The organism is Streptomyces sp. R28, assembly GCF_041052385.1.
GTDB lineage: Bacteria > Actinomycetota > Actinomycetes > Streptomycetales > Streptomycetaceae > Streptomyces.
The window spans coordinates 810,519-825,342 of record NZ_CP163439.1 but is presented as its reverse complement, the minus strand read 5'-3'; the positions used below and the strand labels follow the sequence as shown (position 1 = coordinate 825,342).

The following is a 14,824-nucleotide window of genomic DNA, read 5'->3' as shown; positions in this document are numbered from 1 at the left end:
CGGCCATGACGACGAACCTCCGCATCCGGGGGCTGACCAAGTCCTTCGGCGGGGTGAAGGCCCTGGACGGCGTGGACCTCACCGTCCCCGCCGGTCAGGTGCACGCGTTGCTCGGCCACAATGGCGCGGGCAAGTCCACCCTGATCAAGTGCCTCGGCGGCGCCTTCCCGCCGGACTCGGGCACGATCGAGATCGGCGGCCGGTCGTACACCCGCCTCACCCCGCGCGAGTCCATCACCGCGGGCGCGGCGATCATCTACCAGTCCCTCAGCGTGGTCGACGCGCTGACGGTCGCGGAGAACGTCTTCCTCGGCCAGGAGTGGACCCGTCACGGACGTGTCGACCGGCGCGTCCAAGAGGAGGCCGCGGCCGGCCTGTTGGAACGGGTGGCGGCCAGCTGCTCCCCGCGCGACCGCGTCGGCGACCTGCCGATGGGCCAGCGCCAGCTGGTGGAGATCGCCAAGGCGCTCAGCCGCAGCGCGTCCGTGCTCGTTCTGGACGAACCGACCGCCGCCCTGTCCGGCGCCGAGAGCGACGCCCTGGCCGAACGCGTCGAGGACCTGCGCGCCCAGGGCCTCGCCGTCGTCTACGTCACCCACCTGCTGTCCGAGGTGGAGCGACTCGCGGACGCGGTCACCGTGATGCGCGACGGCCGTGTCACCCACCACTCGTCCGTGGCCGGGCTCTCGCGCAATGAGCTAGTGGAGGCCATTGCCGGCCGCCGTCACGACACCACGACACGGAGCGGTCCCGCGCGGACCGCCGGGCGGCCTCTCCTCACCGTCGACGGCCTGTACGGCCCCGGCTTCGGCCCCGTCGGCCTCACCGTCGGCGAAGGCGAACGGGTCGGACTGTTCGGTCTCATCGGGTCCGGCCGAACGCGCCTGCTGGAGACCCTCTTCGGCCGACGCCGGGCACAGGGCGGAACGATCCGGGTCGGGGAAAAGGAGGTGACCCCGGCCCGGCCCGCCCAGGCCCTCGCCGCGGGGATCGCCCTGGTACCCGCGGACCGGCGGGCCCAGGCGCTGTTCCCGTCGCTGACCGCACAGGACAACGTGCTACTGCCCTCGGTCCGGCCGCTCTCCCGCGCCGGGGTGCGGGCACTGGGCGTCGAGCGCCGCGTCTTCGGTTCCCTGGCCGAGAGCGTAGGGCTGCGCCCCGCCCGCCCAGGACTTCCCGCGGGAGCCTTCTCCGGCGGCAATCAGCAAAAACTCGTCCTCGGCCGGTGGATCAACGAAGCCCGCGACGTGGAAGTGCTGCTGCTCGACGAACCGACCCAGGGCGTCGACGTCGGCGCCCGCCAGGAGATCTACCGCGTGGTGACCGGGCTGGCCGACGAACGCGGTACGGCCGTGCTGTTCGCCTCCAGCGACCCCGAGGAGGTCGTCGCCCTCGCCGACCGCTGCCTGATCGTCGCCGGCGGCCGCATCGTCGGCGAACTCTCCGGCCCCGACCTCACCGAACAGGCCCTGCTGTCGGCCGTCCACGAGCCCGACTCCCGGCCCGCCCAAGGAGCAGCATGACCACCGCCGACCGCTTCCTCGCCCGTCCACGCGTCCTGGCCACGGGCGGTCTGACCATCCTCAGACGCCAGCCCCTGCTTGTCGTCCTCGCCGTGATGGTGGTGGCCTTCCAGCTCTCGACCGACAGTTTCCTCGACCCGGCCAACCTCGGCGGCATCGCCACCGACGCGGCCACCCTGGCCATCGTCGCCGTACCGCTGGCCCTGCTCGTCATCAGCGGCTATCTCGACCTTTCCGTCGGTTCCACCTTCGCGCTCGGCGGGCTGGTCGCGGGCTGGTTGGCGAGCAACGGGCACACCCCGGCCGTCGCCGTCCTCGGGGCGCTGGCGGCCGGAGCCGCGGTCGGCGTCGTCAACGGCGTACTGTGCTGCCACCTCGGGCTCTCCCCGTTCATCGTCACGCTCGGCATGCTCACCGCGATACGCGGCCTCGCACAGCAGCTCTTCCCCCTGCCTCTGAGCGGGTTCGGCTCCGCCTTCGCCTGGCTGGGCGGGGCGCGGATCGCGGGGATCGCCGCACCGGTCGTCATCGCCGCGCTCGTCCTCATCGCCGGCGCCCTCTTCCTGGCGCTCACCCCGACCGGACGCCACGTGTTCGCCATCGGCGTGAACCGCGAGGCCGCCCACCTGTCCGGCATCAACATCCGCCGTACGCCCTTCGCACTGTTCGTGGCCACGGGCGCGGCCGCCGCTCTCGCAGGCACCATCAAGGCATCGATTCTGGACAGCGTGGTCGCGGGTACCTCCGGCTCCGGTTTCGAACTCGCCGTTCTGACAGCCGTGCTCATCGGTGGGGTCGCGCTGACCGGCGGCTCCGGGTCGATCCTCGGCGTCCTGCTCGGCGTGCTCTTCCTCGGCGGGCTGCAGAACGGCCTCACGCTGCTGAGCGTGCCGACGTTCTGGCAGCAGATGGCCCAGGGCACGGCGCTGGTGGCGGGCGCGGCACTGGCGTACTTCGCACCCCGCCCCGGACGCTGACCTCCAAGGCCCGTTCCTCCCTCCCCTCAAAGGTGTTCAGCTGTGACCGAATCCGCTCCCACCCTCATCCTGACCGGGGGTCAGGTCCTCACGGTCGACCGGGACTTCACCGTCGCGGAAGGAGTGGCCGTACGGGACGGGGCCATCGTCGCCGTCGGTACCGACGCCGAGATGCGCGCCCTGGCCGGCCCCGGCACCCGTATCGTCGAACTCGACGGGAGGGCCGTCCTGCCCGGCATCAACGACTCCCACCTTCACGGGGCCGCGTACGGGATGACCAAGCCCCCCTTCGCCCTCAATGTCGGCCATCCCGCGGTGGGTTCGATCGCCGACATCACTGCACTCGTCGGCGGCGCGGTGCGCGCAGCCCCGCCAGGCGAGTGGATCGTCGGACTCGGCTGGGACGCCGGCTACCTCACCGAGTGCCTCGCGGACGCCGGGCGCTTCCCACACCGCCGCGACCTGGACGCGGTGGCCCCGGACAACCCGGTCTGCCTGAACGACTTCTCCGCCCACATGGTGTGGGCCAACACCGCGGCGCTGCGCGCCTGCGGCATCGACGCGGACACCGCCGCGCCGGACGGCGGGGTCATCGACACCGATCCCGACGGCACGCCCACCGGCATCCTGCGCGAAGCCGCCCAGCGGCTCGTCCAGAGCGCGCTGCCCGTCCCCACCGTCGCCCAGCGCCGCCAGGCCATCGACGGCGTGATCCGGGAACTGCACTCCCGGGGCATCACCAGCTACACCGAGCCCGGCCTCGGCCCCGGCGGCACCGGCACCCTCTTCGGCGGCCTGAGCACCGACAACTGGACCGCGTACGCCGAGCTCGCCGCAACAGGTGACCTTCAGGCGCGCGTCAGCGTGCTGCTGCTCCCGGCGCCGATGGGCGGATCCGCCGACGACGTGCGCAAGGGGCTGGCCGAGCTGCGCCGCCCGGAGTCGGCCGACCCGCGGCTGCTGAACGTCATCGGCGTCAAGATCTTCGCCGATGGGGTGCCCCCCAACCGTACGGCGTGGATGAACGATCCGTACCCGGACGGTGGCCACGGCGCCCTCTGCGTGCACGGAGAGTCGCCCGCCCTCCAGGTCGAGGAGCTGCGCGAGATGATCCGCATCGCGCACGAGGCCGGATTCCAGCTTGGGGTGCACGTCACCGGCGACCGGGCCATCGACACCGTCGTGGACGCCTTCGTCGCGGCCGACGAGGCCGCACCCCGCCCCGACGCCCGCCACTACGTCATCCACGGCGACTTCATCGGAGCGGACAGCCTGACCAAACTCGCCGCGCACGGCTACGGCGTCAACATGAACCCCGGCATCAAGTGGACCATCTCCGACCTCATGGACGAGATCGTGGGACCGCAGCGGTCGGCGTACCAATGGCCGGTGCGCTCAGCGATCGACGCTGGCGTCAGGGTCTGCTCCAGCTCCGACGCGCCGATCACCGAGCCCGACTGGCGCCAGGGTGTGGCGTCGATGATGCTGCGCGAGTCCAAGGCAAGCGGTCAGCGAAGTGGCCCCGAGCAGTGCGTGGACCTCGCCTCGGCCCTGCGCGCCTACACGGTCAACGCGGCCTGGCAGGACTTCGCCGACGACTGGAAGGGCACCATCGAACCTGGCAAGGTTGCGGACCTGTGCGTCCTGGACCGCCCGCTGCTGCATCTCGACCCCCACGACATCAGCCAGGTGGAGGTGGACCTCACCGTGTTCGACGGGCGCGTCGTCCACGAACGCTGAGTGGGGCCATCCGCTCATCCGGTTCGTGGCCGCCGGAGTGGCGCCGATCCGGTAGGACCCGCGTCCAGTCGGACGGCGGCCGTCCGGCCTCGAGAGCGGCGTCGTTTTCTTCGACCTGTGTTCCGGCGACCGCCGCTTTATGAACGAGGTCTGTTACCGCTGGCCGAGGTTGGCTGGAGCGCGTCGCAGGTGCGTCCTGGGTCGTCTGGTGGGCCTGTACCAGCACGGGGAGATCCCGGTGCTGGTTCGGTGCTGACTCGAACACCAGAGATCAGTCAAACCCGCAGGTCCTAGCCCCGATCGAATGAGTTGTCGTACCACTCGATGGTGGTGCCTATGAGGCTGGCGGCGACGATGCGACGGAGGTTCGCAGGTGGTGGGGGAGCGGTGGTTCCGGAGGCCATGTGCGCCACTTCCTCGTGTGCGGTGGGGACGGGTATGTGTTCGCACACGGTAGGAAGTTGCAGGTCAGGGGCACATGTGGTGGGGCAACATAGTTCGGGGCACGGCTATGCGTTCGGCCGCCATGCTTGCTCGCGGAGAGCCGACTCAGAGGCTCGGAGAAGGGCCAAGAAGGCGCCGTCCGGGACGCGTAGTTAGGGGTGATTTGACGGTGCCGTGCTGACTCCCGTGCTGACTTGGTGCTGACTACGCTCCGTTGAACTCGGACATTTGGTGGCTGATTGGGGAGAGCCGTTCCGCGTCAGGAGCCGGACTGACCAAGCCCGGCCGCCGGCCCCGCGCGTGCCACGCGACCGAGGTAGGCGCTCTGTGATCGATCGGTCGTCCCAGCAGGTTTTTCGTCTGCTGGTGGTACACGAGCAGTACCCGCGCTGACCTGCGGTGACGGTGCGGTGTCGACGGGTGGGTGGCAACGTGGTCCGGGAATGGTCCGGATCTTGGTCTCGAACAGGTGCCTGTGACTACCCGTCAGCCTCGTCCACGTGGGATGCACCCCAGTGCGGGCACACGGCTCCGTGAAACCCCTGCGCTACGGGACACGGAAGCGGCCCTGGCGACATAGGCGATTGTCGGCGGCCGGTCGGACAGGGGGTCGATGGCGGGCACCTCGGTGTTTCCTCCATCGACGGGGCCGGGAGACACCCGTTCGGGGGCATGCACGTCGGGTCCCGCCCGGCGGACGGGTAGTCGACGGCACATGCCCCTTAGATTCGGTGCGTCGGCTGACGGCCACGCCGCACATCACGGCCACTGGTTCGCTCGGCTCCATCGGCGGGTGCTCACCTCGTGGATCGGGCTCGCCTGGAACCGGGGGCGCGAGATGGAGCTTATGCACCGTGCCATGGGCTTCGCGGCGCTGAGCTTCCTCACGCTGCTGCCGTTGTTGGTCGTCGTCGCGGCGGCCGACCTCGCGAGAGGTCAGGGCTTCGCCAAGTGGCTGGTCCAGGGCCTAGGTGTGTCGGCGGTGTCGCAGGAGGAGGTCGAGCGGATGTTCGGCCGGCCAGGGCAGGCGCTGCAGCGCACCACGGCGCTCGGCCTCGCCGCGCTGGCCGCGTTCGGTGTGACCTTCGGCTCGGCCGTACAGACCGGGTACGAGCGAGTGTGGGACCTGCCGACGGCGCGCTGGCACACGATGTGGCGCCATGTCGTCTGGCTGGCCGTACTGACCGGCTCCCTGCTGCTGTTCTTTGCCGCGCCCACCCCCGAGGAGGCGTCCGCCCTGAAGACGGTGCTGGTCGCCGGGGTCGATTTGGTCGGTGCGTTCGTCTTCTTCTGGTGGTCGCAACGGCTGCTGCTCTGCGGCCGCATTCGTTGGCGGGCGCTCGTGCCCGGGGCTGCGGCGACGGCCCTGGGGCTCCTCGGGCTGCGGGTCTTCTCCCAGCACATCTTCTCGCCGCTGATCGCGTCGAACACGGTGACGTACGGCCCGTTTGGGACCGTTCTGGTTCTGCAGTCCTGGCTGGTCGGCGTGGGTTTCGTGGTGTATGGAGGGGCTCTGGTCGGCCGGCTCTTCCACGACCATCTGGAGCGGCGTCGGCTCACCGTGCAAACGGCCACACGGCCGCCGCTGTCATGAACGGAAGCCCTGCGGAATGCTGGTCACTACTGCTGTCATCCACCGGACCTCTCGCGGGGCGCCCGCGGCAAAGGAGTCGTGCCGTTCCACAAGCGGTTGATGCCACCCGAAAGTAAGACGAACCTCTGGTTCCGCATGGTGCCGGAACGGACATACATCGGATTGGTCCATGGCGCGGCGGCGTCTGGCGAGCCGGATCAGCGCTCCGGTGGGGAGTGCAGCACCCTGCGCGATCGTGTTCACGAAGTCGTCGACGAGAGCTGTGGCCTGCTCGTGGCATTTCGCCTCGTCCGTCTCGTCCCCGTGGGTGACGATCCCGGAGTCGATCACCAGTAGGTCGCGATGCCCCGTGACAGCACGGGGGACGCGCGCTGGCACAGAGGTGATCGACTCCGGGAGAGGGGAGTAGTACGTCCACCGTCGACAGCTCTGCCGCGCACCCGATCAGACGGTGTTGCGGATGTTCGGGGTGAGGTGACGGGGCATCACGCGCAAGGGGGAGGGGTATCGGGGTCCGGGAGGTACTCGGCTCGCTCCTTGTCCGTGAAGTCGCGGCCCACGGCCCAGCAGATCCGCTCGATGGCCTCCTCTGGCTCCGGCAGGGAGAGCCGCCACAGCTCCACACCGCCGTCCTCGCCGCCGACCGCCAGCCGGCCGCCGTCGGGAGCGAAGGCCAGGGAGGCCACGGGGCCGGGCGCTCCGGTGAGCACCCGCCGAGTACGGTTGGTGGCCGTCTCCCACAGGCGTACCGACCCAGAGGGGCCGCCGGTCGCGAGGAAGCGGCCGTCGGGGGAGTACGCGGCTGCCGTCACGCCGTCACTGCCCTCCAGCGTTGCATCCAGGCGTCCTGAGACCGTGTCCCACAACCGCAGTGGCCCGTCGTCGCTGCCGGTTACCAGGACACTCCCGTCCGGGGAGAACACCAACGGCTTGATCGGCGCAGTGCTGTTCGGTGCCTCAAGGCTCGTTTGCAGGTCCCCGGTGGCGGTGTCCCACACCACCACCGTGCTGCTTGTCTGCGCGGCCAGGGTGGTTCCGTCCCGGGACAGCAGCAGATTGTCGAGCTGCCGACTGCCCTCGCTGAGCCGGGGCGACGACTTGAGTTCGCCCCTGTCCGTGTCTAACACCGACAGGTCGTTGCCGCGCCGAAGCGCCACGGTGCTGCCGTCCGGGCTCAGGGCCACCTCATGCACCACGCGCTGATCGGACGTGTCCGGTTCGCGGGCGGACAGCGCCTTGAGGGTGGCGATATCCAGCACCGCCCAGCCGTCCTCGTCGTCGACGACCGTCAGCGGGCGGCCCTCGCGGTCGTAGGCGGCGGTTCCCAGCAAGGCGTGAGTGCCGGAGTAGCTGTCATGGACGTCGCCCGTTCCCGCGTCCCACACCTGCGCCTCCTTCGTGCCGACGCCGAGCAGGCCGGCTCCGTCGGGGCTGAAGGCCAGGCCGAGTTCGGGTCCGCCCAGTTGCTCGGACCGCTTGGGATGTGCGTACGGCTGGAGTTGGTCCAGGTTCCACACCCGGACCTCCGAGTAGTCGCTCGTCACCACGGTGCGGCCGTCCGGGCGGAAGGCGATGCGGTAGTCGTCCGAGCGGGTGTGGCCGCTGGCGAAGGAGGAGCGGAGCTTGCGGTTGGGTACGTCCCACAGCTTGACGGCCCGGTCGTCGGTGAGGGCCGCAAGCGCGTCGCCCTCCGGTGCGAAGGCCAGAGCGCGGACCGCCACGGACGGCCCCCGCAAGGTGGCCGTGACCTTGCCGGTCCGCACGCTGATCAGGCGTATCCGGCCCGACTTGCCACCGGTCGCGAGGGTGTCGCCGTCCTCCGTGAGGGCAACGGACCGGACGGGGTCGTCGTCCTGGTCCGCGATCGTCCGTTTCCTGCCGGTCTCCCGGTCCAGCACCACCACACCCTGCCCGGGCGAACTCGCCGCCACCGTCCGGCCGTCGGGGGCGGCGGTCAGGACGAGATCGCTCGTCGGCGGCCACTTCGCGGGCGCTGTGGCTGAGACGCTGTCGAGGGGCTTATGGGTCTTCAGGTTCCAGGTAGTGACGAGACCTTCGCTGTCGACGGTCGTCAGAGTGTTGTCGGCGGTGAAACGTATCTCGCGAGGGGACGAACCGGAGCCCAGGGTGATCGAGAGCTTCTGGTGTCCGTCGCGCATGTCCAGGAGGCGCACGCGGTTGGGTTCTCCGACCGCCATGGTCCCGCCGCTGTCGTCGAACGCCAGAGCCGTCGTCCGGTACTCGCTCTCGTCATTGGTGGTGGCCCTATTGGTGGCGGGCGTCGGGTCGGCTCCGATGTGCAGGGTGCGCTGTTCGCGCGACACCAGGTTCCACAGCCGGACCTCGTCGGCGTCCTTGCCGCTTGCCGTGGCCAGCGTCCGCCCGTCCCGGCTCAGCGCCATGGGCCCGCCCGCGCCCTCCAGTCGCCGGACCAGCGGCAGGTCCGAGGCCGCGTAGAGGGCCGCGCGGCTCTCGGGGGTGGGCCAGGTTCGGTAGGCCTGTACGGCGAGCAGAGCCGCGAGGTCGGGCTGTGAGAGCAACGTACGGGACTGAGTGAGGAGTTGGCGTGATTCGGCCAGTTGCTGGGCTTCCAGGGCCTGCTGCCGTTGCTGGAAGCCCACCGAGGCCGCGATGAGGACCAGTCCCAACAGGCTCGCGAGGATGACGTTGAGCTTTCGCGCCCGCTGCTGCTGCGCCTTGCGGCGGGCCTCGCTGGTCCTGACGTACTCGCTCGTGAGCTTGGGTAGCCGCCGTCTGTCCACCCACTCCAGGCCTTCGGCGAGGTCGGAGCCGTGCAGTAGGTCGTCGGGGTGGTGCCGCTTGGCCCACTGTGAGCGGCGCTCGTCGGCACGGCCGAGCCAGGCGTTGAAGCGGTGGTCGCGGGCGACCCAGTCGTTCAGGGCGGGCCAGTCGCGAATCAGGACGTCATGGATCAGTTCCGCGACGGCGACGGGTTTCTCGTCCTCGGGCCGCTCTGGGTGACGCCGCATGCTGGTGATGACGATTCGACGCCGGATCAGCTCGGCCAGCACCTCGTCGGCGTTTCCTCTCTCTCCTTCAGCTCAGCCAGCGGCACGCGTTGCCGTACGGCGGGGACCTGGCGTTCGTGGTTGGCGGTGCTGACCAGGGCCGTGAGCAGTCGTTCGGCGACGGGCCTGTGGTCGGCGGGCAGCGCCTCGACGGCGTCCTGGCACCAGAGCCGCAGCGCGCCGGTGACCTCCCCGATGCGGTTGTATGCCTCGTAGGTCAGGCAGCCGGTGTCGTCCAGGCGCTGCCACAGCATGTTCAGGGCGAGTTGGAGGGCAGGCAGCGAAGTGGCGGGCGCCGCGGAATCGGTAAGGAAGGCGTCCACGATCCGCCCCGGTAAGCCGGCCTCGAACCGGGCGCCGACGGCGGCGGCCGGCCCCGTGACGATGGCGTGCAGTTCCTCGCGGTCGAGCGTGGCGGGCACGTTGACCAGGCCGTGCCGCAGCTTCTCCAGCAGGGCGGGGGCCGAGGCGGCCAGCGTGGGGTAGAAGTCGTCCCGCAGGACCAGTAGTACGGTCAGCTGGGGAACTGTGCCGATCGCCTCCGTGAGCGGCTCGACGGCAGCCGGGTCGCCGGACAGCAGCTCCTCGAACTGGTCGACGACGAGCAGGATCCGGTCGTGGCCGGGGGCGTCGCGGAGCCGACGGGGTACGGCGCTTTCCAGGCCGTGGGCGCGTGTCCCGGGCAGGGGACCGGCGTCGAGTTCGGCCATGAGGTCGGGGCCGGGGCGGACGACTACGGGCAGCCAGCGGTCGCTGTTCGGCACGCGTGTCTCTTCCAGCGCGGGCAGCACACCCGCCCGGACGAGCGACGACTTCCCGGAGCCCGACGGCCCCAGCAACAGCACCCCGCTGCCCCGGCCGGTCTGCTCCTTCAGCGCTTCCAGCACCAGTCGCACCGCCCGCTCCCGGCCGTGGAACCAGGCGGCGTGCTCGCGGCCGTAGGGCTCGAGGATGCCTGGATACGGACAGGTGTCGCCGACTTCGAGATCCGGCCACGCCCTGTGCAGCGCCGGTACGGCGGTCGCGTACGCGATGTTCTGACCGCGCTGGTGTTCATCCGGTACGACGATGGAGGTGACCATGCCGACCACGTGCCCGGTGTCGTCGTCCACGACCGGGCTGCCGCTGAAGCCCGTCGTCAGATCGTTGGCGTAGAACAGCTGCAGGACGGGTCCCGATCCGTCGTAGGTGATGACATCGCCCGCGACGCCGGTGCCGGAGTGCCCGCCGGACGGCGCCTGGCGGGGGAACCCGAAAGAGCGCACCCGGTGTCCGCGGCAGCCGTGGGAGAAGCCCAGCGGCAGGATCGGGACGCCGTCGGCCGGCACGTCGAACCGCACCACGGCGATGTCCTCGTCCTCGGGCGCCCGCCAGGCCGAGGGCAGCACCCGTCCGGTCAATCGCAGCTTGCCGTCGGGGTGCGGGAAGACGACGGTCAGCTCGTCACCGGGGTCGGCCCCGGCCTCCCGTACAACGTGGGCACAGGTCATCAAGGCGTCATCGGCCACGAGGAAACCGGCGCCGACCACGGTGTCGTCGCTCTTCAGCACCTGGGCGACCGACGCCTGCAACTGCGATGTCATCAGGATCGGGGGGACGGATCGTCGTGCGGGGGAAGGCGGTTGGCATCCGGCGTGTTGGTGCGGGTGGCGTCCGGGCTGTCGTCGGGTGCTTGGCCGTCGTCCGGTGATTCGTCGCGGCGCCACACCATGCGGACGGTCACATGGCACCCCGTCTCCGCCTTGGTGATGACGGCCCCGGCCTGTGCTGCCAGATTCACCCCGAACTCGACCTCGATCTCGTCGGGTCCGGCCTGGCGCAACTGGCTCAGCATCGCCCGGGCGGCGTCTCGCACCGGGCCGAGCGTCGTCTGGAGTGTCGAGGGGAGTTCCCCGACAGCGTCGCTGAGGCGCCCGGCCTTCACCGGCCCGCCCGTAACGGCCGCCACGCCCTCGAAGAGAACCGAGCCTCCGCCTTCCAGGGGCACACGCACAATTCCGTCCAACGCCCGTCCCCGTCCCCGCCCCTCCGCCCGGGCCGGTGCCTTCTCGAGTGATCTCTCGCACGATGGTACGGGTGGTGCATGTGAGATCTGACGGGTTCCCGTGCCGAGAGATCCGGATCGAGCCATGGATTGCTTGAGTCCAGCGAGGAGGGCGTGGAGGGGCTGTGGGGGTGAGGGTGAGGATTGTGGTTGGGTCGTCGCTCTCGCGGAGGTGGAGGGTGGTGGCTGTCTCCAGGCAGTCCGTGTCTTCGGGCCCTGCCGAGAACGACGGGTTCTGCCCGTGGAGTTCTTCAGACACAGGGTGTGCCACGAACACGGAAAGGAGCTCTCTGCAGGGCAGCTCGTGAAAGTGATGCTGTGGATGCGAGCACCCGCCTGTCCACGTCACCATGCTCAAGCGGACCTTCCACGGCCTGAAGTTGCCGATGTCCAAGCTCCGGCAGGACCGCATCTTGCACGAGGCCCGCATCTCCAGCGATGCCCTCCGCCTCATGAGGCCCTTCGGCCTCAGCGACGCCTCCGGCTATGCGCTACAACTCCGCCGCGCACCCCGAGAAGACCGCCCTCTCCCTCGCTGAGGGGCGTTTCCGGTTCCCGGAAGGCATGGCCTCACCCTTGGCACCAACGTCGTTTTCGCCGCCTAACTGTTGCGGGTGGCCAGTTTGTCGAAGCGGGTGGCGATCGGGCGGAACTGCTTGAGGCGGTTGAAGCAGCGTTCGACCACGTGCGGGCCTTGTAGAGCTCTCGGTCGAAGGCCGGCCGCCTGCCGCCGGTCCGTCCGCGCCGCACACGGTTGGCCTTCTGATCCGCCCGTTCCGGGATCGCCGCCCGGATAACCCTGCGCCGCAGGGACTGGCGGATCGCCCGGGATGAGTACGCCTTCTCCGCGATGACCGCGTCGGGCCTGCGGCGGGGCCGTCCGGCGCCCGCCCGGGGCACCCTCAAGGTGTCCATGACCTCGTCGAAGACGGTGGAATCGTTGACGTTGCCGGGCGTGACGACGACGGCCAGGGGCAGGCCACGGCCGTCGCAGGCGAGCGCACTTCGTACTGGTCGAGGCCGCACTCGTTTTCGCGGCCTGGAAGCACTCCTCGATTGCCCAGCGGGAGCCGGCGATCCTCACCAGCTCGGCGATCTCGATGCCGACGGGTGCGTAGGCGAGGTCGTAGGCGATCTCACCGGGGTCGGACAGGCTGCGGCGAGTCATCACTCAGCGGTGTTGGGTGGGCGGATCGGGGTCGAAGATGAGGTTGGCGGGGAGCTTGGCCGCGGCCCAGTCGTAGACGCGCGGGCCTTTCGCCCCATCCCCGCAGGACAGCCGCTGCCAGGCATCAACAGGTGCCTCTTCGATGAGTTGGTCGATGCGCCACATCCCGGCCAGCGACTTGATCTGCTGGGACTTGGGCACCGCCACCACGTATCCGACGTCGAGTTGCTCGAGCAGGCAGCGGAAGTGCCAGTCCTGCCCGTAAGCCTCGTCCGAGGTGACCCAGGCGGCGGGCAGGTCGGCGGCGATGCAGCAGCGGACGATGTCCCGGGCCAGTTCACCCTTGGTGGCTGATGTGGTGCCCTTCTTGATGAACCCGGTGTCATCGGTGATCAGTACGCCGTCCGCTCCGAGTCGTTCAGCGACATATGCACGGACGTCGTCGCGCAGGGCGTCCGCGGCCCGGACACTGCTGTTCAACAGCCGCTGGAAGCCATCCGGGATGCGGTGACCTGCCCACTCCGCGAGCTGTCAGCCGTTCTTACGTGCCGCCTGTCCCAGCAGCCCCCGGACATAGTCCCGCATCCGCCACCGCAGATCCGCCCGCCCGAACCTGCCCGCGACCCGCCCGAACACCGACTCCAACTCGTCGGCCCAGCAAGCAACTTCAGCCGTCCCCTCCATACCAGGACAACGACATCACCACCAGGACAACGACATCACCAGCTCAGGACACGACCCGCTGCTGGAGTACTAACCTCGCGCTTTCACGAGTGGGCCTGTCCGAGTCTTGATCAAATAAATGGAGAGTGCTGCTGACCTGCAACGATGGGACTTGTCGAGGGTCCTGTCACTGCAAGGAAAGAAGCACTCTCCAGGTGAAGAAGAGTAGCGGGTCGTACCCGCGTGTCCGTGTCGAGGGCGGCGGCCGTGGAGTCGTTGCCCAGGGCCGGGGCCGTGCTGCTGGTCGAGACGGTCCGCAAGTCCGGCCTGGACACCGCGATATCGGCGGCGCTGGCGCCGTGGCGCAAGCCGCGGGCTGTGCACGATCCGGGCAAGATCATGCTGGATGTGGCGCTGGCCGTTGCGCTCGGCGGCGACTGTCTGGCCGACGTCGGCGTGCTGCGGGCCGAGCCGTCCGTGTTCGGCCCGGTGGCCTCCGATCCGACCGTCTCCCGCTTCGTCGACCTTCTCGCCGCGTCCGGCCCGAAAGCTCTTGCGGCGATCCGGGGCGCACGTTCCGAAGTGCGTCAGCGGGTCTGGGAGTTGGCCGGGGCAAACAGTCCGGCCGCCGACGACCAGGTGATCGTGGACATGGACGGGGTGCTGGTGCTCGCACACTCCGAGAAGCAGGACGCCACCCCGACCTGGAAGAAGACCTTCGGTCATCATCCGCTCGTCGCGTTCGTCGACCACGGCCAGGCCGGGTCCGGGGGGCCGGTGGCGGCCCTGCTGCGGCCCGGCAACGCGGGCTCCAACACCGCCGCCGACCACATCGAAACCGCCCAACTCGCCCTGGCCCAGCTACCCAAACACCTGCGGTGGGGACGGCAGACACTGATCCGCACCGACTCCGGCGGCGGCACCCACACCTTCCTCGACTGGCTCTCCCGCCGGGGCCGGTGGCTGTCGTATTCCGTCGGAATGACCATCACCGACGCCATCCACCAGGCCGTCCTGAAGATCCCGAAGAAGGCGTGGACGCCGGCCTACGACGCGGGCGGCACCGAGCGGCCCGGCGCCTGGGTCGCAGAGATCACCGACATGCCCGACCTGAGCACCTGGCCCACGGGCATGCGGCTGATCGTCCGCAGAGAACGCCCGCACCCCGGCGCCCAGTTGCGCTTCACCGACCTCGACGGACTGCGGCTCACCTGCTTCGCGACCAACACGAAAGGCGGCCAGCTCGCCGACCTCGAACTGCGTCACCGCAGACGGGCCCGCTGCGAGGACCGCATCCGCGCCGCCCGCGCCACCGGCCTGCGCAACCTGCCCCTGCACGACACAGCCCAGAACCGGATCTGGCTGGAGATCGTCTCACTCGCCCTCGACCTCCTCGCCTGGATGCCGATGCTCGCGCTGACCGGCGAGGCCCGCCGCTGGGAGGTCAAGAAGCTCCGGCTTCGGCTGTTCTCCACCGCCGCGCAGCTCGTGAACACCGGCCGCCGCCGCTGGCTCCGCCTGCCCGCCCGATGGCCCTGGACCGCCGTCATCAGCCACGCGACCGTCAGGCTCCACGCCCTGCCAAACCCCGGCTGACCAGCCCCACCGACCGTCCCGACAACCCGCACCACCACACCGGCGA

8 protein-coding genes and 3 pseudogenes are annotated in these 14,824 nt (G+C 69.9%); 6 read left to right on the top strand and 5 right to left on the bottom strand.

The genetic code is table 11. From position 1 onward, the window contains the following. The first annotated feature begins 5 nt into the window (after positions 1–5). The 5 genes from AB5J49_RS03460 (at position 6) to AB5J49_RS03440 (ending at position 6,614) form a co-directional block, all read left to right on the top strand. Positions 6–1,523 carry a sugar ABC transporter ATP-binding protein gene (locus AB5J49_RS03460; protein WP_369166982.1) on the top strand — a complete coding sequence of 506 codons (1,518 nt, stop codon included), beginning with the start codon at positions 6–8 and terminating at the stop codon, positions 1,521–1,523. Continuing rightward, complete coding sequence (locus tag AB5J49_RS03455; protein ID WP_369166981.1) at positions 1,520–2,500, top strand: ABC transporter permease; 981 nt, start codon at positions 1,520–1,522, stop codon at positions 2,498–2,500. Before AB5J49_RS03460 ends, AB5J49_RS03455 begins: the two co-directional genes overlap by 4 nt. 42 nt (positions 2,501–2,542) lie before the next feature. Beyond that, positions 2,543–4,240 (top strand): amidohydrolase, encoded by a 1,698-nt coding sequence (locus AB5J49_RS03450; protein ID WP_369166980.1) that lies wholly within the window; start codon positions 2,543–2,545, stop codon positions 4,238–4,240. A 1,159-nt stretch (positions 4,241–5,399) separates the two neighbouring features. Then, positions 5,400–6,278: a YhjD/YihY/BrkB family envelope integrity protein gene (locus AB5J49_RS03445; protein ID WP_369166979.1), complete on the top strand. Its 879-nt coding sequence runs from the start codon at positions 5,400–5,402 to the stop codon at positions 6,276–6,278. 78 nt (positions 6,279–6,356) lie between these two features. Then, the gene (locus tag AB5J49_RS03440; RefSeq protein ID WP_369166978.1) at positions 6,357–6,614 is read left to right on the top strand and encodes a hypothetical protein; all 258 of its coding nucleotides are present in this window, start codon (positions 6,357–6,359) and stop codon (positions 6,612–6,614) included. Positions 6,615–6,763: 149 nt separating this feature from the next. Here the strand turns inward: AB5J49_RS03440 and AB5J49_RS03435 are convergent, their stop codons facing one another. The 5 genes and pseudogenes from AB5J49_RS03435 to AB5J49_RS03415 form a co-directional block, all read right to left on the bottom strand. Next, a complete protein-coding gene (locus AB5J49_RS03435) occupies positions 6,764–8,680 on the bottom strand; it encodes a PQQ-binding-like beta-propeller repeat protein (RefSeq protein WP_369175030.1) in 1,917 nt (638 codons plus the stop codon). Between the two features lie 462 nt (positions 8,681–9,142). Beyond that, positions 9,143–10,890 (bottom strand): annotated as a pseudogene (locus AB5J49_RS03430) (trypsin-like peptidase domain-containing protein); the annotation flags it as partial. Further along, entirely contained in the window at positions 10,890–11,294 is a 405-nt protein-coding gene (locus AB5J49_RS03425) for a CU044_2847 family protein (protein ID WP_369166977.1), read from the bottom strand. The gene AB5J49_RS03425 and the pseudogene AB5J49_RS03430, both read right to left, overlap by 1 nt. Positions 11,295–11,967: 673 nt before the next feature. After that, positions 11,968–12,350 (bottom strand): annotated as a pseudogene (locus AB5J49_RS03420) (transposase); the annotation flags it as partial. A 172-nt stretch (positions 12,351–12,522) separates the two neighbouring features. Beyond that, the gene (locus AB5J49_RS03415; RefSeq protein ID WP_369166976.1) at positions 12,523–12,999 is read right to left on the bottom strand and encodes a transposase; all 477 of its coding nucleotides are present in this window, start codon (positions 12,997–12,999) and stop codon (positions 12,523–12,525) included. 398 nt (positions 13,000–13,397) lie between these two features. Here AB5J49_RS03415 and AB5J49_RS03410 point away from each other — a divergent pair. Further along, positions 13,398–14,778, top strand: a pseudogene (locus AB5J49_RS03410) (IS1380 family transposase). Positions 14,779–14,824: the final 46 nt, after the last annotated feature.